General features: G+C 70.5%; 1 pseudogene. It reads right to left on the reverse strand.

What is annotated here, in order from left to right:
* A pseudogene (locus CC207_RS27015) lies at window positions 1–458 on the reverse strand (molecular chaperone DnaJ); the annotation flags it as partial.

A 458-nucleotide genomic window follows, 5' to 3' on the forward strand; every position in this document is an offset into this window, starting at 1 on the left:
CTTCGCTGGCGCAGAAATCCACTAGCACCTTGACCACCGGGGCCTGTTCAAGCCAGTGCAACTGCTGGCTGGCCTGGCGCTGGAAGCCTTCGAGGATCAGCGCGTCGAGGGCATCTTCGGCGAGCGGCTGGGCGAGCACCTGGCGCAGCAGACCGGCTTCCCCGCGTTGCAGCGCCCAGGCCTGCCAGTAGAGGCGGTGCAGGTCGTGGTCCTGCGGGTCCTGCAGCAGCCAGGCGAGCAGCGGCAGTTCGTCATCACCGTCCAGCCGCCAGTCGATGAAGGTCGCGGCGATGCCTTGCAGCTCCAGGCGCGAGGCTTCGGACCAGCGCGCCAGGGTCTGCGGGGACTGCCCGGGGCTGCCCCAGTTCTGGGCGGGGTCGTCCAGCTCGGCGGGCCAGCCGGCCGGGGTGTGCAGGCGGTCAAAGGCCTGGATCAGCAACGGCAGGCGCTGGGGCTGG

Origin of the sequence: Pseudomonas sp. DrBHI1 (assembly GCF_002205115.1) — a bacterium.
GTDB lineage: Bacteria > Pseudomonadota > Gammaproteobacteria > Pseudomonadales > Pseudomonadaceae > Aquipseudomonas > Aquipseudomonas mosselii.